Below are 519 nucleotides of genomic sequence, written 5' to 3' on the forward strand. Positions count from 1 at the left end.
AGTGTGATACTCTACGAAAATATTTCCGCAAGGAGTTATTTTTTATTATTATATAGGCAATATTGCCTATCACGTTTATGTTCCATTATAGGCAATAATGAATATATGTCAATATCAAAAGGAGGCGTATATTCATTGATTTCCTATGATCCATTGTGGAACACAATGAAAAAAGTCGGCGCATCAACATATACACTTCAAGTTAAAGCAGGAATCAGCAGCTCGACAATTCGAAGATTAAAAGCTGGAGAATCAGTATCCACAAACACTATTGATGCCCTCTGTAAAATATTTCACTGTTCAGTTCAGGATATTATTGAATTTCTTCCTGAATAAGAACTGCCATAATTAAAAATGTAGTTTTAAAAGTTTTGGATTATTGTATTTTTTATGTTTTCTTTGCACAGAGGTTCCTTCCATCTGATATAATGGACGCAATGCATTATTCAGATGGAGGAATTTTCTCTATGTCACAGACACAAACCCGGCGGAGTTCTCAGGTCGATCTGCTTCACGGCC

Annotated in this window: 1 protein-coding gene; it reads left to right on the forward strand. The window is 35.1% G+C overall.

The window, feature by feature from the left end; translation table 11 throughout:
* On the forward strand, nucleotides 1-336 hold a 336-nt coding region (locus tag DW743_RS18575), incomplete at its 5' end, for a helix-turn-helix domain-containing protein (protein ID WP_243106638.1).
* Between the last annotated feature and the right edge of the window lie 183 nt (nucleotides 337-519).

It is taken from the genome of Blautia sp. AM28-27 (assembly GCF_003480905.1).
GTDB lineage: Bacteria > Bacillota > Clostridia > Lachnospirales > Lachnospiraceae > Fusicatenibacter > Fusicatenibacter saccharivorans.